Genomic DNA, 21,916 nt, shown 5'->3' with positions numbered 1-21,916 from the left:
GCTCAATCGATGTTCTTCACGCAGCGAAATCCCGCATAGACGTACTGGTAATGCCCCTGGAACCAGTTGCGGAAGCTCGGCCGCAACATGCACGCCGCCGTGCGGGCCGAGCCGCCCTTTATCACGAAATGCTTGCCGTCGAAGAAATTCGCCGAATAGCCGAGATAAAACGGAAACGGCTCGAAGCCGTTCAGCGGGCCGAATTCCGTCGACGTCCATTCCCAGCCGTTGCCGAATTGCCCTTCGACGCCGAACTCGCTGCGATTCTCCGGATGCGCCTGCACCGGCGCCGGGTCCCATCGGCGGAAATCGAAGTTGCCTTCCGCGACATGCGGCGCGCCCGATGCGGCACGCTGCCATTGCGCCTCGGTCGGCAACGACTTGCCCGCCCAGCGCGCGTACGCCTTCGCTTCGGCGTAGCTCACGTAGACGGGCCAGTCGGGCGGCAGCGCGATTTCGTCGAACATCGTGCGTAGCTGCCATGCGTTCGCGTCGTCGCCGGGAATCCAGAACGCCGGGTGCGCAATGCGCTGCTCTTCCTTCCACGCCCAGTCGGCGTCGTCCCAGTAATCGCGATTCCAGTAACCGCCTGCATCGATGAAACGCAGATAGTCGCCGTTCGTGACCATATGGCGGTCTATCTCGAACGCGGGCACCTCGATGCGTTCCTCGCCGAACTCGTTGTCCCAGCCGAACAGGCCGCTTTCCCGCGTCAGCCCGAGCGTCGTGCTGCCCGCCGGCACGCGCACGCTTTCGTGCGACAGATCGCGATCCGACGAACGTTCCGAAAACGCATTCGATGGCGCGATTTTTCTATCGACCGGCAATTGATGCAGCATGTACGCGAGCGTTTCCGCGTGCATCAGCCGATGCTCGATCGCCACTTCGAGCAGCTTCGCGGGCGGCTCGTCTGCCGAAAGCGGCGCCGCGGCGATCCTGATCGGATCGAAATGCGCGTCGATCTCGGCGCGAACCGTGTCGCGATACGCGCGCACTTCGTCGAGCGAAGGCCAGTCGGACGGTTGATCGGTCGGCAGGCCGCCGTCCACCGGATCGATCCCGAAAGCGAAAAGCTGGTCGTAGGCGGGATTCGGGCTCGGCAGATCGAAGAGCCGCTGATCGAGCAGATTGCGGTCGAAGGCTTCGAGATGCCCGATATAGAAAACGATGCGATGCCGCTCGGCGATCGGCCTGTCGTAAAGGTGCTCGGGCTTGACGACATTGAAAAGCTCGTCGGTGACGCGGCGCGCTTCGGCGAGGCGCTCGAGCAGCGGATGACGCAGGGAAGGTTCGCGGTTCATGTCGCCCAATCTCCGTGGCTGGCCAGTGGCTTCGCAATCGACCAAAACGCGCGCCGTAGCGCGCGTCGGTCGAATCGAAAAGACTAAACCGTAGCGAAGCGCATGCCAACAGAAAAATAGGCGGCGATTATTCGGGCCGACGCAATAATCGCAGACGATGTCCCGTCAGACGGCGCGCAGCGCGTCGAAGTCGCGAATGCGGATGAACTTGCCCTGCGTCTCGATAAGGCCCGCCTTGTCGAAACGCGACAGGGTGCGGCTCACGGTTTCGAGCGTCATGCCGAGATAGCTGCCCATGTCGTCGCGCGTCATACGCAGCGTGAATTCCGACGACGCGTAACCGCGCTTCGACAGCCGCGACGAAAGATCGAGCAGCAGCCGCGCGACGCGCTCGTCGGCCCTCAGCATGCCGAGCCGCACGACGTGATTCGCCTCGCGGTTCACCGCGTGACTCATCATGCGATGCAGGCGCTTTTGCAGCGCGTCGGTTTCGCGGCACATGCGCTCGAAAAGCGAATACGGCACGACGCAGACGGAGCTGTCTTCGAGCGCGATCGCATCGCACGTATGCTCGCCTTCCTCGATGCCTTCGAAACCGAGCGCATCGCCCGCGAGCAGCAGCCCCGTCACCTGCTCGCGGCCGCCGTCGTGCGTGATGACCGTCTTGATCGACCCGGAGCGCACGGCGAACAGGGCATCGAAGCGGTCGCCCGCGCGAAAGAGCGCGTCGCCGCGCTTGACCTTGCGCGTCACCGAAATGATGTTCTCCAGCTTGGCGATGTCGTTCGCGCACAGGCCTTCGGGCATGCACAGATGACGCATCGCGCACGTGGAGCAGTGCGCCGAATTGCGGCGCGCACGGGAAAGTTCGGACACGACGGACATTTTGGGCTTCGTTTTGTTGATGAATGACAAAACGATTCTCCCATAGGGCAACCATTGGCCCGCGTGAAAAATTGACGCGGGCACGGCATCGGTCAAACTTTTTTACCTTACTGGGTTGCTTTTTTACCGAGATCGCCAATGGTCGACGGAATCAGCGCCGATGCTTTTTTGCGATAGGTCGATCTGGCGCAAGGCAGGCCGTACAATTCGTGGTTCTTCTGCATCAGCGTCCGCTTAACAAACGGCGGCGCGATCTCTTTTTAGCACTTCTCCATCCCGCCCGCCCGACCGTGACTCAATCGCCGCCTGCTTTACCGTTCAGAACCGCTCTCTACGCGATGCTCGGCATCGGCCTCGTCAACATGCTCGTCGCGCTCGATCAGACGGTGGTCAGCACCGCGCTGCCGTCGATCGTGGCGGAGCTGCACGGCTTCGAGTTCTACGCGTGGATCGCGAGCGCGTATCTGCTGGCGTCGGTCGTGACGGTGCCGGTGTTCGGGCGGCTCGGCGACTACTTCGGCCGCAAGCGCTTCGTGATCGCCGCGGTGATTACGTTCACGGTCGCGTCGGTGCTGTGCGGCCTCGCGCCCAGCATGTTGTTCCTCGTGCTCGCGCGCGGGCTGCAGGGCGTCGGCGGCGGGATGATGGTCGGCACCGCGTTCGCGTCGATTCCCGATCTGTTCCCCGATCCGCGCGCCCGCGTGCGTTGGCAGGTCGTGCTCGCGGCGGCTTACGGCATCGGCACGGCGGCCGGGCCGTCGCTCGGCGGCTGGATGAGCCAGCACTGGGGCTGGCGCTCGACGTTTCTCGTCAATCTGCCGGTCGGCGCGGCGGCGCTGTACTTCATCTGGGCGCATCTGCCGAACCTGCATCGGCCGCGCGAGGGCGGCGTGAAGATCGACTGGACGGGCGCGGCGCTCGTCGCGCTGGTGCTCGGCGGCTTTCAGGCGCTGATCGAGGCGCTGCCGCAGGACGGGCTGACGGCCGCCAATGTCGCGCTCGGCATCGGCGTGGCGGTGTGCGCGGTGGCGCTCCTGATCTGCGAGCGGCGCGCGACGCATCCGATCATCCCGCTCGACATTTTCCGCGACGCGCAGATGAACACGCTCTTCACGCTCTCGTTTCTCGCGGGCTTCGTGATGTTCTCGCTGATCTTCTTCGCGCCGCTCCTGCTGCAAGGCGGCTTCGGCCTGTCGCCGCAGGCCGCGGGTCTGCTCGCGACGCCCATCGCCGCGTGCATCGCGCTCGGCAGCTTCATCAACACGCGCATCGTGATTCACATGAAGAAGCCGGTGAATATCCTGTCGATCGGCTTCACGCTGCTTTTGATCGCGTCGGTCGGACTCGCGTTCGCGCGCGAATCGACGCCGCACGTGTGGATCGAATTGCCGATGGCCGCGACCGGCATCGGCCTCGGCTTCATCCTCAACAACATGAATATCTTCGGGCAGGAGATCGCGGGCCGCGAGCGCTTCGGCATCACGACGGCGCTCCTGCAATCGACGCGCATGGTCGGCGGGATGATGGGCACGAGCATCGTCGGGACGATCGTCGCGCATCACTATGCGAGCGTCGTGGCGCGCACGGTGAGCGTGCTCGGGCCGTCGGTGTCGGCGCAGTGGCTGCCGCGGCTGTCGGATCCGCGCATTCTCGTCGATGAAGCGTTGCGCGAGCGCATCCTCGCCGAACTGGGCGCGGCCGGTCTCGACGGGCCCGCGCTCTTCGATGCCGCCCGCGACGCGCTCGTGCAGTCGATCCACATCGGCGTGCTGCTGACGGCCGTCGCCGCGCTCGTGGCGGCGCTGCTGGTGCGGCGCATCGCGCACATCACGTTCAGGAAGTCCGCGACGCCCGTCGCCAAAACCTGAGGCGCTTCCTTTCGCAAGTGGTGCGTCGCGCCTATAGTTTCTGGCGTCAACGCAAGACCGGTTTTCGCTTCGGCTTCGACCGCGCACCGCATTTGCTTCACCGCTCTCGATGACCACTCGCACGCCTCGCGCGGAACGCTTGCGCGGGGCGCGGGTCACTCGCTTTAGCGGGCGGCCGCGCCCAGCGCTCGCCGCCCATCGCCAACAAGAGATGAGGAGCTGAAATGAAGATCACCGGAGAAATGCTGATCGGGGCATCGGCCGTGCGGGGCACCGATGCCACGCTCCGCGCGTTCGACCCCGCGCGCAACGCCGATCTCGAACCCGAGTTCGGCGGCGGCGGCGCGGCGGAAGTCGCGCGCGCGTGCGAGCTGGCCGAAGCGGCGTTCGACGACTATCGCCACGCGCCGTTCGAAACGCGCGCGCAGTTTCTCGAAGCGATCGCGGACAACATCATCGCGCTCGGCGATACGCTGATCGAGCGCGCGATGGCCGAATCCGCGCTGCCGAAGGCGCGTCTCGAAGGCGAGCGCGCCCGCACGGTCGGGCAGTTGCGGCTCTTCGCATCGCTCGTGCGCGAGGGCCGCTGGCTCTCGGCGACGCTCGATTCCGCGCAGCCGGACAGAAAGCCGCTGCCGCGATCCGACCTGCGTTTGCAAAAGATTCCGCTCGGCCCGGTCGCCGTGTTCGGCGCGAGCAATTTTCCGCTGGCGTTTTCGGTGGCGGGCGGCGATACCGCCTCGGCGTTCGCGGCGGGCTGTCCGGTGGTCGTGAAATCGCATCCGGCGCATCTCGGCACGTCCGAACTCGTCGGCCGCGCGGTGCAGAAGGCGGTCGCCGACAACGGCTTGCCCGAGGGCACGTTTTCGCTCGTCGTCGGCGCGGGCAATGCGATCGGCGAGGCGCTCGTCGCGCATCCGGCGATTCAGGCCGTCGGCTTTACCGGCTCGCGGCGCGGCGGGCTCGCGCTCGTCGATATCGCGGCGAAACGCCCGGTGCCGATTCCCGTCTTCGCCGAAATGAGCAGCGTGAACCCGGTTTTCGCGTTGCCGGGCGCGCTGGAAGCGCGCGGCGACACGCTGGCGGCGGCTTACATCGATTCGGTGACGCTCGGCGTCGGCCAGTTCTGCACGAATCCGGGCCTCGTGATCGCGCTGGAGGGGCCGGATCTCGACGACTTCATCGATCTGGCCGCCACCGCGATCATGAAGAAGGAAACGCAGACAATGCTCACCGCGCAGATCGCCGCGGCCTACGCGAGCGGGATCCAGGAACGCGACGCCTCCGGCGCGCGCAATATCGCGACCGGCGTGAAGGGCGACGCATCGAGCGGCGCGCTGCCGGTGCTGTATCGCGTGAATGCGGAGGAATTTCTGGCCAAGCCGCAACTGTCGGGCGAGATTTTCGGACCGACGTCGGTGATCGTCATTTGCCGCGACGAGGACGAGATGATCGCCGTCGCGCGCCATCTCGAAGGCCAACTCACCGCGACGCTGCTGATGGAAAAGGGCGACGTCGAGCTTGCGCGGCGCTTATTGCCGGTGCTCGAGCGCAAGGCGGGCCGGATTCTCGCGAACGGTTTTCCGACGGGCGTCGAAGTGTCCTACGCGATGGTGCACGGCGGGCCGTTCCCGGCCACATCGGACAGCCGTTCCACGTCGGTCGGCGCGATGGCGATCGAGCGCTTCCTGCGCCCGGTGTGCTATCAGGATCTGCCGGCGGCGCTGTTGCCGGCTGCGCTGGCGGACGACAATCCATTGAACTTGTGGCGTCTGAGGGATGGAGAGCTGGGGCCGAACTGAGCGCCGGCATCGAATATCTGCGGGACGAATAAACGGTATTTATTCTTCTCGCAGATAGTCGCTCTGGTTTGTAGTTGGCCGATTATCTGTATGGCGAATAAACTGATTTTATTCGCCATACAGATATTTCGAGGCACGTCCGCTCTCGCTGTCGCTGCCGATCGGTCTCGACGGCGCGCTGCTGAAAGGCGACGCCGTGCTCAACTACTTCGACAATCTTCTGCCCGACAGCGAGCCGATTCGCCGCCGCATCGCGCAGCGCTTCCAGACCGACAGCGCCGATGCGTTCGACTTGCTGCGGGCCATCGGTCGCGATTGTGTCGGTGCCGTGCAACTGCTTGCCGACGACGAAGCGCCGAAAGACATCGAAAGCATCGAGGGAACGCCGTTCAGCGACGATGACGTCGAAAGCCTGCTGAATCAGGTGGCCGGCGGCATGCCCTTGGGCACCGACCATGACCACGACTTCCGCATTTCGCTCGCGGGCGCGCAGGAAAAGACCGCGCTGCTGCGGCACGGCGGGCGATGGCTCAAGCCCCATGGCGCGACGCCGACGACGCATATCCTCAAGCTGCCGTTGGGGCTCGTCGGCAATCGACGCGCCGATCTCACGACATCGGTCGAGAACGAATGGCTCTGCATGCGTCTCCTGCAGGCGTTCGGCTTGCCCGCGGCGAACGTCGAGATCGCGAATTTCGGCGAACGGCGCGTGCTTGTCGTCGAGCGTTTCGACCGGCGGATGCACCCAGGCGGAAAGTGGATTCTTCGTCTGCCAAAGATTTCTGCCAGGCGACCGGGCTGCCTCCGCACAAGAAGTACGAGCACGATGGCGGTCCGGGCGTGCTCGATCTCGCGCGCGTGCTGCAACAGTCGACCGAAGCGCGCCGTGACGTGCAAACGCTCGTGAGCGCGCAGATCCTGTTCTGGCTGCTGGCCGCGCCCGACGGTCACGCGAAGAACTTCAGCATTCTTCTGGCGAGGGGCGGACAATACCGCCTCACGCCGCTCTATGACGTCATGTCGATCTGGCCAGTAGAAGGCGACGGCGCCAACCCATGGTCGTGGGACAAGGCGAAGCTGGCGATGGCCATCCCCGGTGCGAGCAGGCGCTACGCGTTTCGCGAGATCAAGCGCCGGCACTTCGACGCGATGGCGCAGAGATGCGGTTTCGGCGACAGCGCGGAGCCGATCATCCGGCACATCATCGAACGCGCGCCGACGGTCATCGACGAAGTGACAGCGCAATTGCCCGGCGATTTTCCGCCTCGGGTCGCCGAGCGTATCTTCGATGGGCTGAACAGATCGATCGCCGAGTTGACCGGCGTGGCCGCCGGCGAACCGTGAAGACAACCCCCAACCGGAGACAAGAAAGATGACCCACCCCGACCGCCGCTATCCCGACCCCGCCGTGCGCGTGCTGGACCCGCGTTTCAATGCACTGCGCATCGCATCGGCGTCGGTGGAATGTCTGTATCAGGGCGCGCGCTGGTCCGAAGGGCCGGTCTGGTTCGGCGACGGCCGCTATCTGCTCTGGAGCGACATCCCGAACAATCGCATCCTGCGCTGGGACGAAGAGAGCGGCGAAGTCGGCGTGTTTCGCAAGCCGTCGAACAACGCGAACGGCAACACGCGCGATCGCGAAGGCCGGCTCGTAAGCTGCGAGCATCTGACGCGGCGCGTGACGCGCACCGAATACGACGGATCGATCACCGTCATCGCCGATCGCTACGCCGGCAAGCCGCTCAATTCGCCGAACGATGTCGTCGTGAAGTCGGACGGCTCGATCTGGTTCACCGATCCGACCTTCGGCATCGACGGTTTCTACGAAGGCGAAAGGAACGAGGCGCAACTGAAGCCCTGCGTCTATCGCGTCGATGGCCAGAGCGGCGAAATCACGATGATGATCGACGCCTTCGTGGGCCCGAACGGTCTCGCGTTCTCGCCGGACGAATCGGTGCTGTATGTGGTGGAATCGCGCGCGACGCCGCGCAAGATTTACGCGTTCGACGTGCTCGACGGCGGCCGCAGGCTAGGCGAGGCGCGCCCGCTCATCGATGCGGGCCCCGGCACCCCCGATGGCTTTCGCGTCGATATTCACGGCAACCTGTGGTGCGGCTGGGGCATGGGCGACGCCGAACTCGACGGCGTGCGCGTCTTCACGCCGCAAGGCGAAGCGATCGGCCACATCGACTTGCCCGAGCGTTGCGCGAACGTGTGCTTCGGCGGACGGCATCGCAACCGGTTGTTCATGGCGGCGAGTCACGGGCTCTATGCGCTTTACGTCAATACGCAAGGCGTGAAAGGCGGTTAAGCCTTGCCGATCTTCTCCATGATGCGCTCGGGATGCTGGCTCGCCGCGAAGCCGAAGCGCGCGTAGAGCCCGTGCGCGTCGGACGTGACGAGCATCATGCGGCGCAGCCCCTGAAGATCGGGATGCGCCATCACGCATTGCATCATCCATGTGCCGAGGCCCGCGCCTTGATGCTCGGGCAGCACGAACACATCCGCGAGATAGGCGAATGTCGTCGTGTCGGTAATCATGCGCGCATAGCCGATCTGCGCGTTGCCGTGAAAGAGCCCGAACGCGAGCGAATGACGCGCGGCGCGCTCGACCTTTTCTCGCGCGATGCCCGGCGACCAGTACGCCACTTCGCTCAAATAGCGATGCACGACATCGAAGTCGAATTCGTCGATGTCCGTGCTCAGCCGATAGCCGTCCCGGGTCCATTGCATCGCGCGCTCCATGAGTTTTTCGAAGCGCCGAGCATAAGCGATCGATGCGTCGCGCTCCATGCACACTTCGCGCGCGCAAGTGTCAGTGGACGGTATAGATGCGCCCCGTCTCCGCGCCCTCGACACTGCGGCTGTACGCCAGCGCCACGCGCGCGCCGCTCGCGGCCTCGAAACCGCGAAAATACGGGCCGAAGCTTTCGCGCGCCTCTTCGAGCATCGTCGGACTCACGACGTTGATGCGCAGGCCGCGGGGCAGTTCGATCGCCGCGCCGCGCACGAAGCCTTCGATCGCGCCGTTGACCGCCGCCGCGCTCGCGCCCTCGCGAATCGGCTCCGCGCCGACGATGCCGCTCGTCAACGTGAACGAGCCGCCGTCGTTCAGGTAATCGCGCGCGGTGAGCACGAGATTGACCTGGCCCATCAGCTTGTCGTTGAGACCGAGACGGAATTGCTCCGGCGTCATCTTCACGAGCGGGCCGAAGTGCACATGACCGGCGGTCGCGACGATCGCATCCACTTTGCCGATGGTTTCGAAGAGCTTTCTGATGCTGTCGAGATCGAGCAGATCGACGCGATGCGCCCCGCGCGTCGCACCGATTTCGATGACTTCGTGACGGGCTTTCAATTCGGCGACGACCGCCTGGCCGACCGTGCCGGTTGCACCAATGACAGCGATTTTCATGATCGGGCTCGCATGGATGACGTTGAAGGTGGTCATGCATTGTGCGAGCGGACGGACGCGCGAAAAAGCCGCGTCCGCTTCAAGGATTGCAAACCGCGAGTTTCGAATGGCTAGTGCGTCGCGAGGCGTCCTGGCATCGGCGAAAGAAGATAGAGCGACGCCGCGAACTTGCAGACGAGTCCGACGCCGCAGACGAACGCGGCCGCCGGAAAGATATGCCATTGCAGCGCAAGGGTCGGCGCGACGAGGGCGACGGACACGAATCCGAGCACGACGGTCAGCCAGCGCGCCCATTGCAGGCGTGATGCAACGCACACATAGAGCAGGCCGACGAGCACCCGCGACGCGACCATCGCGGCGAGCGGATGGCTCGATGCATCGCCTGGAAGCCCGATGGCGAGCGCCAATGCGAACTCGGCCCATGACAGCGCCCAGGCCGCGCCGAGACACGCGATCGCCGATGTAAAGCGCTGCTCGGGCGTAACGGCGTGGCGCGTAGCCGGTTCAAGTTGCGTGGTCTCTTCGGTCTCTTGCGTGTAACCGTCGTATGCGTGGGTCGTCATGTGGTTTCCCCTTTATCGACTCTCGTGCGCCGGCGATGTATGTTGCGCTGCGGCGCTTCGTTCGCCGTGTCCCTGAGCATACGCCGTGCCACGTTCGGGGAACGCGCGTTGCTTCCCATTACGTCGATCAGCAACGAGCAAAGGAGCAGACGATGGGCAATCTGAAGGAACAGAATCCGCATTCGGAACGTGACGACGAAGATCTCGACAAGGCAGTCGAAGACACGTTCCCCGCGAGCGATCCGCCTGCAACGGGCGGCGTGACGCGCATCGAAACCGATGACGAGAAGGAAGAAAAAAAGTAACGCGCGAAGCCCACGCAAGTAAAAAGAGCCGCATAGTCCATGCGGCTCTTTGCTTATGCGCGACGGCGGTCGTGCTCATTTCCGTTCGAGCTCGAAGAGCCGCGACGGACGCAGATGATTCAGCGCGTAGTGCTTGCGTCCGCGCAAGGTGTGGCCGTGCGGGTCGCGTCCTTCGAAACGCACCTTGTCTTCGACCTCGGGCACCGTCGGCGCGACCATGCCGCGATCGATCAGGCGATAGCCCCGCTCCAGCGCAAGCAACACGCCATTGCGGCCGGGACGGCTGTCGAAGCCGCCGAGACCATCGCCCGGTTCGGGTACGAAGTTCACGGTCGTCGCATTCGAAGTGATGACGGAATCCGGCTCGCGCGCGAGCATTTCCGCTTCGCGTCGCGCATGAATGCTCTTCGCGTCGGCATCGACGGTGTCGTCGAGTCCGTCGTCGTTGGCGACATCGACGCCGCGCGGCGGCTTCTCATAGAGACCTTGCGGGCCGACATGCATGCCTGCCTTCGTCGTCTCCGTCTTCGCACCGGCGCCCGCGCCCGCGTGCGCTTCGCCGCCCGCTGCGGCCTTGTTCGCATCGCTCATCTTCACGTGAGCGGTTTCCGCGCCGGGCGTCTTGATCGGACTGTCGGCGACCTGCTCCTTCTGCTTATTCTGCGGATCGTTTGATTCAGCGTTGTTCATCGCATTGCTCCGTTGCAGTTGGACCTGAATTGACCAAGCCCTCACGCAAGACTCGTTCCGGATATTTGGCGACGGAACCGCGAGCCTTGCCGGAGAGCGCCTTCGGAGATACTTAAAATTTCAGGCCTTTTTTCGACCCCAAGCCGATTTCCTGCAAGTATTATTTGGAACCTGTCGGCGGCAAAGCGCAATACGCGAAACTCGAGCAATCAGGAGGGCGCGTTACCTTGCCGTCGAAAAAGAGCAATGCGATTCGAACGAGCAGGGCACTTTCACACAGGTGACTCATGCAACACGATGCAGCCTTTTCACATCGAGGCTACCTTCTAAACTGCGCGCCCGCCCGGGCCGGAGATGGCAGCTACCAGCCGTACGTGGTGATCTCGCGATCGAGCGATGGCGAGCTCGTCGCGAACCGATTCTTTCCTTCGGAGCTGCGATTCCGCAACGAAGGCGAAGCCATCGCGCACGCGCGCGACTGGGCCGTGCGCTGGATCGACGCAAGCAACGTCACAGCCTGAGCGATGTTCCGCGCGAGCATCGGGGACGCGGGTGCGCGATCGGCCGGACGGCAGGCTTTCGCAAAACCGGTTACGCTTGTCGTTTAATCCGTCCCTCGCTTCTTGCCCGACATGCAGAACATGCCCACGTTCGGCGCAGTACCGCCGCTCGAAACATCCCGCGACACCGCGCTCGACACGCCTCAGGAATGGGGCCTCGCCCGCATCGTCGCGGACTTGCGCCAGTCGCGCGAAGAGCTTCATCGCACGCGGCATCCGCTCGGCATACGTGAACTGCCTTCACGCGAGGCCATCGTCGGGATCGTCAACGGCCTGCGCTCGGCGCTCTTTCCCACGCATTACGGCGCGCCCGATCTGACCGACGAAAGCGTCGACTACTATGTCGGGCAAACGCTCGAAACCAACTTGCGTCTGTTGCGCGAACAGATTCGCCGCGCGCTGCGCTTCCTCCCCGAACATCGCGATACGAGCGAAGCCGATCTCTCGGCGCAAGCCTTCGCGATCGCGCGCGAGTTCGGCGCGCAGTTGCCGCATATCCGCGCGCTGCTCGTAAGCGACATACAAGCTGCTTTCACCGGCGATCCGGCGGCGCAGCACATCACCGAGATCCTGCTGTGTTATCCGGGCGTCTGGGCGATGACGCATCATCGTCTCGCGCATGCGTTGCACAAGCTCGGCGTGCCCTTGCTCGCGCGCTTCATCAACGAGATCGCGCATTCGCTGACGGGCATCGACATTCACCCGGGCGCGACCATCGGGCCGAGCTTTTTCATCGATCACGGCACGGGCGTCGTGATCGGCGAGACGGCGGTGATCGGCCAGCATGTGCGCGTCTATCAAGCCGTGACGCTCGGCGCGAAGAGCTTTCCTTCGACGAGCGATGGCGCGCTCGTCAAAGGCAACGCACGGCATCCGATCGTGGAGGACGATGTCGTCATCTACGCGGGCGCGACAATTCTCGGCCGCGTGACCATCGGCAAAGGCTCGGTCATCGGCGGCAATGTGTGGCTCACGCATAGCGTGCCGCCGGGCAGCAACGTATCGCAGGGCAAGATTCGCGAAGGTTCGGGACCGGGCACGCCGGGCAACGGATTCGGCGCATGAAAAAAGGGCCGCGAGGCCCTTTTTTGTTTGCTTGCGTTTGCGTTCGCGCGTGCGCTTTGCTTGCGGCGGCCTTACGTATTCGACACGCTGAACGCGTTCTGATTGCCGACGATGGCAAGAAACTCGCGACGCGTCGATGGATCGTCGCGGAATGATCCGAGCATGCGCGAGGTGACCATCGACACGCCCGCCTTGTGCACGCCTCGCGTCGACATGCATTGATGCGCGGCTTCCAGAATGACACCGACGCCGAGCGGCTGCAGCACTTCGTTCAGCGTATCGGCGATCTGCGCGGTCATCTTCTCCTGAATCTGCAGACGCTTCGCGAAGGCGTCGACGAGACGCGCGAGCTTCGAAATGCCGACGACGCGTTTGTTCGGCAGATAAGCGACATGCGCGCGGCCGATGATTGGCACCATGTGATGCTCGCAATAGCTCTCGAAACGAATGTCCTTCAGGACGATCATTTCGTCATAGCCTTGCACTTCCGAGAACGTGCGAGCGAGGATGTCATGCGGATTCTGCGTATAGCCCGCAAAAAACTCTTCATATGCGCGCACGACGCGGCCCGGTGTATCGAGCAGGCCTTCGCGGCGCGGGTCGTCGCCCGCCCAGCGCAACAGAACACGGACAGCGGCTTCGGCTTCCTCGCGGGTCGGACGATCGGCTCCATCAGCAGGCATGTCCGAACCTGAAAGATTGTTTTTGCGCGGGGCGCTCATCGAAAGCTCCTATGAGTCAAGGTGCAAATAGTACATGCGATATTTTTGGCACCCCGCCATTGTTTCACGTTTCAGAAGGCCGATACGGATGTCAGGTCTTTCCCCCACCGTCGATGCCCGAACCCGTGCGCCACACCTGCTTGCCTTCTTCCGTCAGCACGCCGCTGCTATGGTCCTTGTTGGGCTCCGTGCCGGGTTCGGCCATGTTTCCGCCCGGCTGTTCCTGCGCTGTCTGCTTATTGCCCTTGCGTTGCGCGATACGGTCTTCCTGAGAACGTCCGGCGTAGTTGCTCATGGTGCGCCTCCTTTCGAATCGATGCGATGAAAGGCGCGCAAGCCGCGTTCCAGCCGGACGGTCGTCGCATGCTTATTGCGGCTGACCTTCGACGCCGCCGAGCACCATCCAGTTGACGCCGAATTTGTCCGTCACCATGCCGAAGCGCTTGGCGAAGAAGGTTTGCGTCATCGGCATCTGCACCTGGCCGCCGTTCGATAGCGCGTTGAAGTATTTTTCCGCCTGCTGTTCGTCATCGGCCGTGAGCGAAAGCGATACGCCCTTGAATTCGGTGTTGCCGCTGCACATGCCGTCGGAGCCCATCACCATTGAATCGCCGATGGTGAACGCCGCATGCATGATCTTGTTTTCCGATCCCGACGGCACGCCGCAACCGCTCGCGGCTTCGGCCTTGCCGGCGTCGGGGTTTTCGCTGAAGCGCATCATCATGACGACTTGCGCGCCCAGGTTCTCGCGATAGAACGTGATCGCTTCCTCGCAGCGGCCTTCGAAAAACAAATAGGGTTGCACTTGCATGACTGCTCCTTGAGTTATGACGTTTCGTCAGGGTCCATATCCATCATGAGCGGCACCGATGCGTGCTCGTGCACGACACGCCAGTCGCCATCGATCTTTCTGAAGCACACGGTCGCGCGCACGATGTCCTCCTGTTCGCCCACGGCGACGCGGTTGACGGAGTGCGCGTAAGCCAGATCGCCGCTCGCGGCGACTTCCACTTCCCGCATTTCGAATGAGAGCGGGGCTTTCATGCTGTGGAACCAGCGCCGCCAGTTCTCGCGATAGTGCTCGATGCCCCTGATCGACGCGGGCGGCACGACGTCGAACACGACGACATCCGGCGCGTAGTGGCTGACGAGCGTATCGACGTCTTTCGCCAGCACTGCCTGCCGCCACGCCTCGATCATTTCGCGGATGCGCGCGATATCGTCATGCGGATCCGTACGATCATTTGTATTCGCCATGCGAACCTCCTTTCGCATACGATGCCGCCGCGTCGCGACAATGCAACGGCAAACACCGATGCAGAACTATTTTTTGTGTTGTGTACACCGTCCACAAAAAGTAGCAGAGATAATGAACAGTGTCCACATAATCGAAGTCACACGAATCAAAATGACAAATGGCAAGCCGCGCAGCACCTATCGACATGGCGATTTGCGACGCGCGCTGATCGATGCGGGAATCGAACTCGCGCGCGAAGGCGGCCCCGACGCGATCGTCTTGCGGGAAGCCACGCGCCGGGCGGGCGTCGTGCCGAACGCGGCCTATCGTCACTTCGGGAGCCGTCAGGAATTGCTATCGGCGGTACGCTCGGCGGCGCTGTCATTCGTCGCGCAAGCAATGGAAGAGGAACTCGCGTCGCGCCCGAAGAAGCGCCGCCGTGCCGATGCGGCGCGCGCGGGTTTGCGCGCCATCGGCACGGGATATCTTCGTTTTGCGCAAAAGGAAGCGGGATTGTTTCGCACGGCGTTCGCGGCGCCGCAAACGGAATGGACGGAACACGAGGAAACCTATGGCGCGGGGCCGGGCGGTCTCGATCCGTTCGAGTTGCTGAGCCGCGCGCTGGACGACATGGTCGAGGCGGGCGCGCTCGAAGCGAAACGCCGGCCCGAAGCGGAATATCTAGCATGGAGCGCGGTGCACGGCTTCGCGCTCTTGCTGATCGAAGGCCCTTTGCAGGGGCTGAAGCGCACGCAGATCGAACCGCTTGCCGAGCGGCTTCTCGATATGGTCGAGAGCGGTCTTTGAAAGAAATTGCGCCGCGAGGAGCGGCGCGAAGCATCATCGAATCAACTGAATTTCATTTCGCCGGTTCCGATGAGTCGGTTATCGGTTCGACCACGCTGAGCAACAAGAGCAGGCACAGCGTCGCGGTCCCGACCATGTACAGGAAGACCGCGGTCCAGTTATAGCTGTCGAGCAGCAGGCCGACCGCGAGCGGAGCGCAGGCGCCGCCGATTTGTCCGACCGAGTTCACGATGCCGAACGCCGTCGGATAGGTGGCCTTGGTTGCTAGACCCATCGGATACGCGGAGTAGCCTGCGAAGCCGATGCCGAGCATCAGGCCCGCGAGCATCAGCGCCGCGCCGAGATAGGCGACGCTGTCGGGCGCATCGATCAGCAGGAAGGTCATCAGCATCGTGCCGAGCGCGCCGAGCATCATCATCGGTTTGCGGCGTCCGCCAAGCAGACGATCGGAGATGATGCCGCCGAGCATGTTGCCCGTCACCGCGCCGATGAAAGGCGCCGATGCAAGGAAGCCCATCTTCACCGAAGCGAAGCCCTTCACTGTCACGAGATAAGTGGGAATCCACGAGATGAAGATGTTGCTGATGCCGATCATGCAGCCATAGCCCAGCGCGATGCCGAAGATATTCCACGAGCCGAAGACCTGGCGAATCGTTTCGAGCTGCGGCACGCGCTTCGTGCGATTGATAGCGTCGAGCCGGGGCATCGGCGTCATGCGCGCGCGCGACAGCGACTTGCCGCCGTTGCTGCCGACGGTCGTTTCATCGGCGATGTAGCGGCGCTCGGCGGGCGAGCAGAAGCGATTCTCGCTGGGCGAGTTCGTCACGAAGAACATCCATACGACGGCGAGCAGAATGCCCGGCACCGCGAACACATAGAAGATCTCGCGCCATCCCCACAACTGGATCACGATGATGCACACCGACGGCACGATCAGCGGCCCGAGCTTCGATGCGGCGATCCACAGGCCGGTGGCCGTGCCTTTTTCCTTTGCGGGGAACCATCGGTTGATGACGTTGGTGCAGCCGATGCCGAGCGGTCCTTCCGACAAGCCGAGACCCACGCGATACGCCATCAGCAGAAACACCGACGATGTCGTGCCCATCAATCCGGTGAATACCGACGTGAGAATCATGAAGACGGAAAACAGCAGGCCGGTGGTCTTTTCGCTGAGTCGCTTGTAGAGGAGGCCGACGGGAATCTGCACAAAGCCATAAGCGAAGGAGAACAGGCTCACGATGAGACCGGCCTCGGTATTGGTGATGTGATATTCCCTCTTCAGATACGGCAGCGCGATGCCGAAGTTGGCGCGATCCGCGCACGCGATCGCCCAGATGCAGAAGATCAGTCCCATCACGACCCAGCGGTGTTTCGTGTGTTTCTCCGCAACAGGTTCCGCTTTCGAGGAAGCGACGATGCCGTCAGCGTTGTTCATTGCGCTGTTGTCTCCGATGTTATGTGCAAGGCTTTATTGTCGATGTGCCTTCCGATGTTTCGAATTGTGGGGAGCGTGGGCAAGAGCGTCCAATCTTTTATTGCTATTACCTGATTCCCGGATTGAATCGATCGAAGCGCGGCATGCAATGCGTCGATTCGTGGATCAATTGATAGCGTTTTGGGATTGGACGTTATCGCCGAAAGCAGACATGATCCGCTCCACATCGCAACGAACACCATGGAGCACGCGAATTGAAGCCGAGCATTCTGCAACTCAATCCCATCCTCGTACCGGCCATCAATGAAAAGCTGAATGCGCTTTATACGATGCATCGGCTGTTCGAGCAGGAAGACAAGGACGCGTATATCCGCGAACACGGCGCTTCGATTCGCGGCGTGATTACCGGCGGACATACGGGCATCGCCAACGATCTCATCGAACGCTTGCCTGCATTGCAGGTGATCGCGGTGAACGGCGTCGGCACCGATGCCGTCGACCTCGAATTCGCGCGCTCGCGCGGTTTGCCGGTGACGGGTACGTTCGGCGCGTTGACCGAAGATGTTGCCGATCTCGCCATCGGTCTCATCCTGACCACGCTGCGCGAGATCTGCCCCGGCAACGATTTCGTGAAGACCGGCAAGTGGGTGAACAACCCGAGCCCGAGCGCGATTCCGTTGTCGCGCCGATTCAGCGGCAAGCGCGTGGGCATCGTGGGCCTCGGCAAGGTGGGCCGCGCGATTGCGCAACGCGCCGCCGCGTTCGGTTGTCCGATCGCTTATACCGATGTACGCGCGATGGACGATATCGACTATCGCTTCGTGCCCGATCTGCTGTCGCTTGCGCGCGAGAGCGACATTCTCGTGCTCGCCGCGGCAGCCGATAAAGCGAAGGGCATCGTTAATGCGGCCGTGCTCGATGCGTTGGGCAAGGACGGCTATCTCATCAACATCGCGCGCGGCAAGCTCGTCGAGGAAAGCGATCTCGTCGAAGCGCTGTCGCGTGGCGTGATCGCGGGCGCGGGCCTGGATGTTTTCGTCGATGAGCCGAATGTGCCGGCCGAATTGTTCGGCATGGATCGCGTCGTGCTGCAGGCGCATCGCGCGAGCGCAACGGTCGAATCGCGCACGGCGATGGGCGAGATGGTGCTCGCGAGTCTCGCTCAGGCTCTTGCGGGACAGCGCCCCGAAGGCAGCCTCACGACCTGACGCACGCGCATGAACGCGTCCGGGGCGAACATATAATGATCGGCCATCACCTCAACGTCGATTACGAATGCTCGATCTCGGACAAGTACGTTGCTTCGTTGCGGCCGCGACGGAACTGAACTTCAGGCGCGCGGCCGCGCTGCTCAACATGACGCAGCCGCCGCTTTCCAGACAGATTCATCTGCTCGAAGAAAACCTCGGCGTGAAGCTGTTCGAGCGCGTCGGGCGCACGGTCAAGCTGACGACCGAAGGGCGCGTGTTTCTCGCCGATGCAACGCGCCTGCTCAATCTTTCCGAGCAAGCCGAAAGCACCGTGAGGCGCGCGAGCAAGGGCAAGACGGGGCGCGTACGCATTGGCTTCACGGGCGCGGCGGGCTATGAGCTGATACCCGAACTGCTCGTCGCTGCGAAGCGCGATTTGCCCGATATCGACGTCGTGCTGCTCGAGATGATTTCCGTCGCGCAGATCGAAGCCTTCGAGGCAAACGCGATCGATCTCGGCTTCATGCGGCCGCTGCCTTCGCGGCAGAAAGTGGAGTTTCTTCTCGTCGACCGCGAGCCGATGATCGTCGCATTGCCTGCGGGACACGCGCTGTGCCGTTTCGACCGGCTCGAACTCACGCAGTTGCACGAGCAGCCCTTCATCATGCATTCGCCCACGCACGGCAAATACTTCTACGACCGCATCATGAGCATGCTCGTCGCCGATGAAGTGAAGCCGCACTTCACGCAATACATCGATCAGACGCCGACCATTCTTTCGCTCGTGCGTGCAGGGCTGGGCGTATCGATTCTGCCCGCATCGTCGCAACGGTTTCATTACGACAGTGTCGAGTTCAGGGAAATTGCGGGCAACGCCGTTCAGGCCGAAATGAGCATGGCGTGGCGTGCCGATCAAGACAATCCCGCCGTCACGGCGTTTAGGCACATGGCGGCGGAATACTTCGCTACGCGGCGTGCGTGATCGCGCGCGCGGTCGCATCGATGGCGGCGCGAGCTTTATCGACGATTTCGTCGATCTCGTCATGCGTGACGACGAGCGGCGGCGAAAGCAACATGCGATCGTGACTCGCGCGCATCACGAGATTGCCCGCGAAACAGAAGTCGCGGCATATCGTGCCGATATCGTCGCCATTGGCAAAGCGCTTTTTCGTCGCGCGATCTTCGGCAAGCTGAATGCCGGCGACGAGCCCCGTGCCCGCAATTTCACCGACGATCGCATGATCGCTTAACGCTTCGCGCAATCGCTTTTGAAAGTACGGCCCCGCATCGTGCTTTACGCGCGCGACGATGCCTTCGTCTCGCAGCAACTTAAGGTTAGCCACGGCCACCGCAGCCGCGACCGGATGCCCCGAATACGTGAAGCCGTGATTGAATTCGCCGCCATTCACGATTGCATTCGCGATGCGATCCGATAGCGCGACGGCGCCCATCGGCACATAGCCGCTCGTAAGACCTTTTGCGATCGTGATGACATCCGGCTCGAAGCCGAAGTGCTCGTGCGCGAACCACTCGCCTGTGCGGCCGAAGCCGCCGATCACTTCATCGGCGATCAAGAGCACGTCATGCTTGCGGCAGATGCGCGCGATCTCCGGCCAATAAGTCGATGGCGGAAAGATCACGCCGCCCGCGCCCTGAAACGGCTCGCCGATAAAAGCGGCGACGTTCTCCGCGCCGAGTTCGACGATCATATCTTCGAGCTGACGCGCACGCGCAATGCCGAATTCCTCTTCGTTCATCGCGCCGCCTTCACCGAACCAGTAAGGCTGATCGATATGCGCGACATGCTCCATCTTCGATGGCATCTGCTCGTGCATATAGCTCATGCCGCCGAGCGTTGCGCCCGCGATCGTCGAGCCGTGATACGCATTCGCTCGCGCGATGACATAGCGTTTTTTCGTTTGTCCTTGCACTGCCCAATAGCGATGCACGGCGCGCAGCGCCGTATCGTTGGCCTCCGATCCGCTGTTGCAATAGAGAAAGTGATTGAACTTCGCGGGCGCGACATCGGCAAGCATCGCCGATAACTCGATGATCGGCGGATGCGTCGTCTTGAAGAAGGTGTTGTAGTAAGGCAGTTCCTGCATCTGTTTCAGTGCGGCATCGGCGAGTTCGCGGCGTCCATAGCCGACGTTCACGCACCACAAGCCCGCCATGCCGTCGATGATGCGCGTTCCCTCCGAATCCCACAGATACACGCCTTCGGCCTTCACGATCACGCGGCTGCCCGCGCGATTGAGCGCGCCCATATCGGAGAACGGATGCAGATGATGCGCGGCGTCGAGCGCGCGGTAATGCGCCGTCGAATCGATTCGATCGTTCATGTTGTCGGCTCCTTCAAACGTGCAATAGCAGATGCTTGCGTTCCCACGAACTGATCACGCGGAAGAACGCTTCGTATTCGGTTTCCTTCAGCGCGAGATAGGCGCGCACGAACTTCTCGCCGAACATTTCGGCAAGCGGCTCGCAAGCGCCCATCAGCGTGAGGCCTTCGTCGAGATTGCGCGGCAATTGATAAGGCTGGCGATAACCATCGCTCGCGAGCGGTTCGGTCGGTTCGAGATGTTGCGTCATGCCGAGATAACCCGCGGCGAGCGTGGCGGCAATCGCGAGATACGGATTGCAATCGACGCCCGGAATGCGATTCTCGATGCGTCGTGCCTGCGGCGACGAGTGCGGCACGCGAAAGCCGACGGTGCGGTTGTCATAGCCCCATTGCACGTTGATCGGCGCGGCCATGAAGCGCGATAGCCTGCGATAAGAGTTGATATACGGCGCGAAGATCGGCATGAGCGCGGGCGTGTATTTCTGCAAGCCCGCGATGTAGCTATAGAAGAGTCCCGTCGGTTCGCCTTCGCGATTGGTGAAGAGATTGCGGCCGGTCTCGTCATCGACGAGGCTCTGATGCACATGCATCGCCGAACCGGGTTCGTTTTCCATCGGCTTCGCCATGAAGGTCGCGTACATCTTGTGGCGCAGCGCGGCCTCGCGCACCGTGCGTTTGAAAAGAAACACGCGGTCCGCGAGATTGAGCGGATCGCCATGCAGAAAGTTGATTTCCATCTGCGCCGCGCCCACTTCGTGAATCAGCGTATCCACTTCGAGCTCCTGCATCTCGCAGTATTCATAGATGTCTTCGAAAAGCGGATCGAACTCGTTGACGGCATCGATCGAGTACGCCTGACGCCCCGTTTCCGCGCGCCCCGTTCTGCCGACCGGCGGTTGCAATGGCAGATCGGGATCGCGATTCATGTCGACGAGAAAGAACTCGAGTTCGGGCGCGACGACAGGCCGCCAGCCCTTGGCGGCGAATTTATGAAGCACTTCGCGCAGCACGCGACGCGGCGAAATGGCGACAGGCGTGCCGTCGAAATGCACGCAATCGTGGATGACTTGCGCGGTCGGATCGGTGGCCCACGGAATCAGGCGGATCGTCGCGGGATCGGGCACGCAGACCATGTCGGGATCGGTGACGCCGGTGAAGCTGCCATCGACGGGATAGTCGCCCGTCACGGTCTGGATCATCACGGCTTGCGGCAGGCGCATCGCTTCGCCCGATTCGAACTTGCTGCGCGGAATGATCTTGCCGCGCGCGGTGCCGGCCATGTCGGGAATGATCGCTTCAACTTCGGTGATGCGATGTTTTCGCAGGAATTCGTCGATGCGTTCCATGTTCGTTCTCACGTTTCGATAGGGCGCACGCGTCCACGGCCTTCGCGATGCATCGCGAATGCGCGAAGAAGCAGGACGCGCGCGTTCACGCGTGCGGGCGCACGCGCGCGGACCAACAGCAGCTCGAGGAGAAAACGAGAGGAGGCGCTACGGCAGCAGCGAAGCCGCGCCGACGCAATGCACGGCGATGAACGCGCGCGCGGAAATCGCGTTGCGACGCCGCACGCAGCGGCGGGAGAGGACGGTCAGAACCGACAGGAAGCGGCGATCGGGAAGCTTGCCGCAGCGATCGGCGCGGGAGTGATGGCTCCTGCGTGCCAGAGGGCTTTGGACTTTCACGATAAGACTCGTTGGTCGAGTGGATTTGCAGAGCGATTGCCC

23 protein-coding genes and 1 pseudogene are annotated in these 21,916 nt (G+C 62.7%); 10 read left to right on the top strand and 14 right to left on the bottom strand.

Annotated features, from left to right (window positions below; translation table 11 throughout):
- Positions 1 to 2: 2 nt before the first annotated feature.
- Positions 3 to 1,301, bottom strand: a complete 1,299-nt coding sequence (locus NCS03_RS18970) for an SUMF1/EgtB/PvdO family nonheme iron enzyme (protein ID WP_008352871.1) — start codon at positions 1,299 to 1,301, stop codon at positions 3 to 5.
- Positions 1,302 to 1,466: 165 nt separating this feature from the next.
- A complete protein-coding gene (locus tag NCS03_RS18965; protein WP_008352872.1) occupies positions 1,467 to 2,186 on the bottom strand; it encodes a helix-turn-helix domain-containing protein in 720 nt (239 codons plus the stop codon).
- A 338-nt stretch (positions 2,187 to 2,524) separates the two neighbouring features.
- Between NCS03_RS18965 and NCS03_RS18960 the strand changes: the two genes are divergently transcribed.
- From NCS03_RS18960 to NCS03_RS18945, 4 genes and pseudogenes are all read left to right on the top strand, one after another.
- The gene (locus NCS03_RS18960) at positions 2,525 to 4,054 is read left to right on the top strand and encodes an MFS transporter (protein WP_008352874.1); all 1,530 of its coding nucleotides are present in this window, start codon (positions 2,525 to 2,527) and stop codon (positions 4,052 to 4,054) included.
- A gap of 224 nt (positions 4,055 to 4,278) precedes the next feature.
- Positions 4,279 to 5,856, top strand: a complete 1,578-nt coding sequence (locus tag NCS03_RS18955) for an aldehyde dehydrogenase (NADP(+)) (RefSeq protein WP_008352875.1) — start codon at positions 4,279 to 4,281, stop codon at positions 5,854 to 5,856.
- 136 nt (positions 5,857 to 5,992) lie between these two features.
- Positions 5,993 to 7,200 (top strand): annotated as a pseudogene (locus NCS03_RS18950) (type II toxin-antitoxin system HipA family toxin); the annotation flags it as partial.
- A gap of 28 nt (positions 7,201 to 7,228) precedes the next feature.
- The gene (locus NCS03_RS18945; RefSeq protein WP_008352880.1) at positions 7,229 to 8,167 is read left to right on the top strand and encodes an SMP-30/gluconolactonase/LRE family protein; all 939 of its coding nucleotides are present in this window, start codon (positions 7,229 to 7,231) and stop codon (positions 8,165 to 8,167) included.
- On the opposite strand, the gene NCS03_RS18940 is transcribed toward NCS03_RS18945, so the two are convergent.
- The 3 genes from NCS03_RS18940 to NCS03_RS18930 all read right to left on the bottom strand — a co-directional run bounded on the left by NCS03_RS18940 (position 8,164) and on the right by NCS03_RS18930 (position 9,834).
- Positions 8,164 to 8,589, bottom strand: a complete 426-nt coding sequence (locus NCS03_RS18940) for a GNAT family N-acetyltransferase (protein WP_250458016.1) — start codon at positions 8,587 to 8,589, stop codon at positions 8,164 to 8,166. The genes NCS03_RS18945 and NCS03_RS18940 overlap by 4 nt on opposite strands.
- 82 nt (positions 8,590 to 8,671) lie before the next feature.
- A complete protein-coding gene (locus NCS03_RS18935) occupies positions 8,672 to 9,274 on the bottom strand; it encodes a short chain dehydrogenase (protein ID WP_175979582.1) in 603 nt (200 codons plus the stop codon).
- A gap of 107 nt (positions 9,275 to 9,381) precedes the next feature.
- Positions 9,382 to 9,834 carry a hypothetical protein gene (locus NCS03_RS18930; RefSeq protein ID WP_250440725.1) on the bottom strand — a complete coding sequence of 151 codons (453 nt, stop codon included), beginning with the start codon at positions 9,832 to 9,834 and terminating at the stop codon, positions 9,382 to 9,384.
- Between the two features lie 152 nt (positions 9,835 to 9,986).
- Between NCS03_RS18930 and NCS03_RS18925 the strand changes: the two genes are divergently transcribed.
- Positions 9,987 to 10,139, top strand: coding sequence for a hypothetical protein (locus tag NCS03_RS18925; protein WP_008352886.1), 153 nt, complete (start codon positions 9,987 to 9,989; stop codon positions 10,137 to 10,139).
- A 75-nt stretch (positions 10,140 to 10,214) separates the two neighbouring features.
- Here NCS03_RS18925 and NCS03_RS18920 read toward each other — a convergent pair whose 3' ends face one another.
- Complete coding sequence (locus tag NCS03_RS18920; protein WP_175979519.1) at positions 10,215 to 10,829, bottom strand: DUF3005 domain-containing protein; 615 nt, start codon at positions 10,827 to 10,829, stop codon at positions 10,215 to 10,217.
- 287 nt (positions 10,830 to 11,116) lie between these two features.
- On the opposite strand from NCS03_RS18920, the gene NCS03_RS18915 reads away from it, so the two are divergent.
- Together NCS03_RS18915 and epsC are read left to right on the top strand one after the other, a co-directional pair.
- Positions 11,117 to 11,350 carry a hypothetical protein gene (locus NCS03_RS18915; protein ID WP_008352888.1) on the top strand — a complete coding sequence of 78 codons (234 nt, stop codon included), beginning with the start codon at positions 11,117 to 11,119 and terminating at the stop codon, positions 11,348 to 11,350.
- 111 nt (positions 11,351 to 11,461) lie between these two features.
- The gene (epsC, locus tag NCS03_RS18910; RefSeq protein ID WP_239294389.1) at positions 11,462 to 12,454 is read left to right on the top strand and encodes a serine O-acetyltransferase EpsC; all 993 of its coding nucleotides are present in this window, start codon (positions 11,462 to 11,464) and stop codon (positions 12,452 to 12,454) included.
- A 71-nt stretch (positions 12,455 to 12,525) separates the two neighbouring features.
- On the opposite strand, the gene folE is transcribed toward epsC, so the two are convergent.
- The 4 genes from folE to NCS03_RS18890 form a co-directional block, all read right to left on the bottom strand.
- A complete protein-coding gene (gene folE, locus NCS03_RS18905; protein ID WP_008352890.1) occupies positions 12,526 to 13,176 on the bottom strand; it encodes a GTP cyclohydrolase I FolE in 651 nt (216 codons plus the stop codon).
- Positions 13,177 to 13,267: 91 nt separating this feature from the next.
- Positions 13,268 to 13,471 carry a hypothetical protein gene (locus NCS03_RS18900; protein ID WP_008352891.1) on the bottom strand — a complete coding sequence of 68 codons (204 nt, stop codon included), beginning with the start codon at positions 13,469 to 13,471 and terminating at the stop codon, positions 13,268 to 13,270.
- Between the two features lie 72 nt (positions 13,472 to 13,543).
- Entirely contained in the window at positions 13,544 to 13,987 is a 444-nt protein-coding gene (locus NCS03_RS18895; protein WP_008352892.1) for a VOC family protein, read from the bottom strand.
- Positions 13,988 to 14,001: 14 nt separating this feature from the next.
- Entirely contained in the window at positions 14,002 to 14,433 is a 432-nt protein-coding gene (locus NCS03_RS18890; protein WP_250521779.1) for a YybH family protein, read from the bottom strand.
- Positions 14,434 to 14,584: 151 nt separating this feature from the next.
- Here NCS03_RS18890 and NCS03_RS18885 point away from each other — a divergent pair, with 151 nt between their 5' ends.
- Positions 14,585 to 15,220 (top strand): TetR/AcrR family transcriptional regulator, encoded by a 636-nt coding sequence (locus NCS03_RS18885; protein WP_175979518.1) that lies wholly within the window; start codon positions 14,585 to 14,587, stop codon positions 15,218 to 15,220.
- Positions 15,221 to 15,272: 52 nt separating this feature from the next.
- Here NCS03_RS18885 and NCS03_RS18880 read toward each other — a convergent pair whose 3' ends face one another.
- Positions 15,273 to 16,655: an MFS transporter gene (locus tag NCS03_RS18880; RefSeq protein ID WP_250458014.1), complete on the bottom strand. Its 1,383-nt coding sequence runs from the start codon at positions 16,653 to 16,655 to the stop codon at positions 15,273 to 15,275.
- A gap of 254 nt (positions 16,656 to 16,909) precedes the next feature.
- Here NCS03_RS18880 and NCS03_RS18875 point away from each other — a divergent pair, with 254 nt between their 5' ends.
- Complete coding sequence (locus tag NCS03_RS18875; protein ID WP_250436036.1) at positions 16,910 to 17,863, top strand: 2-hydroxyacid dehydrogenase; 954 nt, start codon at positions 16,910 to 16,912, stop codon at positions 17,861 to 17,863.
- A gap of 67 nt (positions 17,864 to 17,930) precedes the next feature.
- Positions 17,931 to 18,827: a LysR substrate-binding domain-containing protein gene (locus tag NCS03_RS18870; protein WP_008352900.1), complete on the top strand. Its 897-nt coding sequence runs from the start codon at positions 17,931 to 17,933 to the stop codon at positions 18,825 to 18,827.
- Here NCS03_RS18870 and NCS03_RS18865 read toward each other — a convergent pair.
- The 3 genes from NCS03_RS18865 to NCS03_RS18855 form a co-directional block, all read right to left on the bottom strand.
- Positions 18,811 to 20,187 carry an aspartate aminotransferase family protein gene (locus NCS03_RS18865; protein WP_250529570.1) on the bottom strand — a complete coding sequence of 459 codons (1,377 nt, stop codon included), beginning with the start codon at positions 20,185 to 20,187 and terminating at the stop codon, positions 18,811 to 18,813. The genes NCS03_RS18870 and NCS03_RS18865 overlap by 17 nt on opposite strands.
- Positions 20,188 to 20,200: 13 nt before the next feature.
- Positions 20,201 to 21,535: a glutamine synthetase family protein gene (locus tag NCS03_RS18860; RefSeq protein WP_008352904.1), complete on the bottom strand. Its 1,335-nt coding sequence runs from the start codon at positions 21,533 to 21,535 to the stop codon at positions 20,201 to 20,203.
- A gap of 147 nt (positions 21,536 to 21,682) precedes the next feature.
- Positions 21,683 to 21,874: a hypothetical protein gene (locus NCS03_RS18855; RefSeq protein ID WP_008352906.1), complete on the bottom strand. Its 192-nt coding sequence runs from the start codon at positions 21,872 to 21,874 to the stop codon at positions 21,683 to 21,685.
- Between the last annotated feature and the right edge of the window lie 42 nt (positions 21,875 to 21,916).

This window comes from Caballeronia sp. ATUFL_F1_KS4A (assembly GCF_023630905.1).
GTDB lineage: Bacteria > Pseudomonadota > Gammaproteobacteria > Burkholderiales > Burkholderiaceae > Caballeronia > Caballeronia zhejiangensis.
The sequence above is the reverse complement of the archived record's forward strand: the minus strand, read 5'-3'. Positions and strand labels throughout refer to the sequence as shown.

What these genes read in the sequence shown, in the direction of transcription:
- NCS03_RS18970 (WP_008352871.1), bottom strand. Translation starts at nt 1,301, where the DNA reads ATGAACCGCGAACCTTCCCTGCGTCATCCGCTGCTCGAGCGCCTCGCC.
- NCS03_RS18965 (WP_008352872.1), bottom strand. Translation starts at nt 2,186, where the DNA reads ATGTCCGTCGTGTCCGAACTTTCCCGTGCGCGCCGCAATTCGGCGCAC.
- NCS03_RS18960 (WP_008352874.1), top strand. Translation starts at nt 2,525, where the DNA reads ATGCTCGGCATCGGCCTCGTCAACATGCTCGTCGCGCTCGATCAGACG.
- NCS03_RS18955 (WP_008352875.1), top strand. Translation starts at nt 4,279, where the DNA reads ATGAAGATCACCGGAGAAATGCTGATCGGGGCATCGGCCGTGCGGGGC.
- NCS03_RS18945 (WP_008352880.1), top strand. Translation starts at nt 7,229, where the DNA reads ATGACCCACCCCGACCGCCGCTATCCCGACCCCGCCGTGCGCGTGCTG.
- NCS03_RS18940 (WP_250458016.1), bottom strand. Translation starts at nt 8,589, where the DNA reads ATGCAATGGACCCGGGACGGCTATCGGCTGAGCACGGACATCGACGAA.
- NCS03_RS18930 (WP_250440725.1), bottom strand. Translation starts at nt 9,834, where the DNA reads ATGACGACCCACGCATACGACGGTTACACGCAAGAGACCGAAGAGACC.
- NCS03_RS18925 (WP_008352886.1), top strand. Translation starts at nt 9,987, where the DNA reads ATGGGCAATCTGAAGGAACAGAATCCGCATTCGGAACGTGACGACGAA.
- NCS03_RS18920 (WP_175979519.1), bottom strand. Translation starts at nt 10,829, where the DNA reads ATGAACAACGCTGAATCAAACGATCCGCAGAATAAGCAGAAGGAGCAG.
- NCS03_RS18915 (WP_008352888.1), top strand. Translation starts at nt 11,117, where the DNA reads ATGCAACACGATGCAGCCTTTTCACATCGAGGCTACCTTCTAAACTGC.
- epsC (WP_239294389.1), top strand. Translation starts at nt 11,462, where the DNA reads ATGCAGAACATGCCCACGTTCGGCGCAGTACCGCCGCTCGAAACATCC.
- folE (WP_008352890.1), bottom strand. Translation starts at nt 13,176, where the DNA reads ATGAGCGCCCCGCGCAAAAACAATCTTTCAGGTTCGGACATGCCTGCT.
- NCS03_RS18900 (WP_008352891.1), bottom strand. Translation starts at nt 13,471, where the DNA reads ATGAGCAACTACGCCGGACGTTCTCAGGAAGACCGTATCGCGCAACGC.
- NCS03_RS18895 (WP_008352892.1), bottom strand. Translation starts at nt 13,987, where the DNA reads ATGCAAGTGCAACCCTATTTGTTTTTCGAAGGCCGCTGCGAGGAAGCG.
- NCS03_RS18890 (WP_250521779.1), bottom strand. Translation starts at nt 14,433, where the DNA reads ATGGCGAATACAAATGATCGTACGGATCCGCATGACGATATCGCGCGC.
- NCS03_RS18885 (WP_175979518.1), top strand. Translation starts at nt 14,585, where the DNA reads ATGACAAATGGCAAGCCGCGCAGCACCTATCGACATGGCGATTTGCGA.
- NCS03_RS18880 (WP_250458014.1), bottom strand. Translation starts at nt 16,655, where the DNA reads ATGAACAACGCTGACGGCATCGTCGCTTCCTCGAAAGCGGAACCTGTT.
- NCS03_RS18870 (WP_008352900.1), top strand. Translation starts at nt 17,931, where the DNA reads ATGCTCGATCTCGGACAAGTACGTTGCTTCGTTGCGGCCGCGACGGAA.
- NCS03_RS18865 (WP_250529570.1), bottom strand. Translation starts at nt 20,187, where the DNA reads ATGAACGATCGAATCGATTCGACGGCGCATTACCGCGCGCTCGACGCC.
- NCS03_RS18860 (WP_008352904.1), bottom strand. Translation starts at nt 21,535, where the DNA reads ATGGAACGCATCGACGAATTCCTGCGAAAACATCGCATCACCGAAGTT.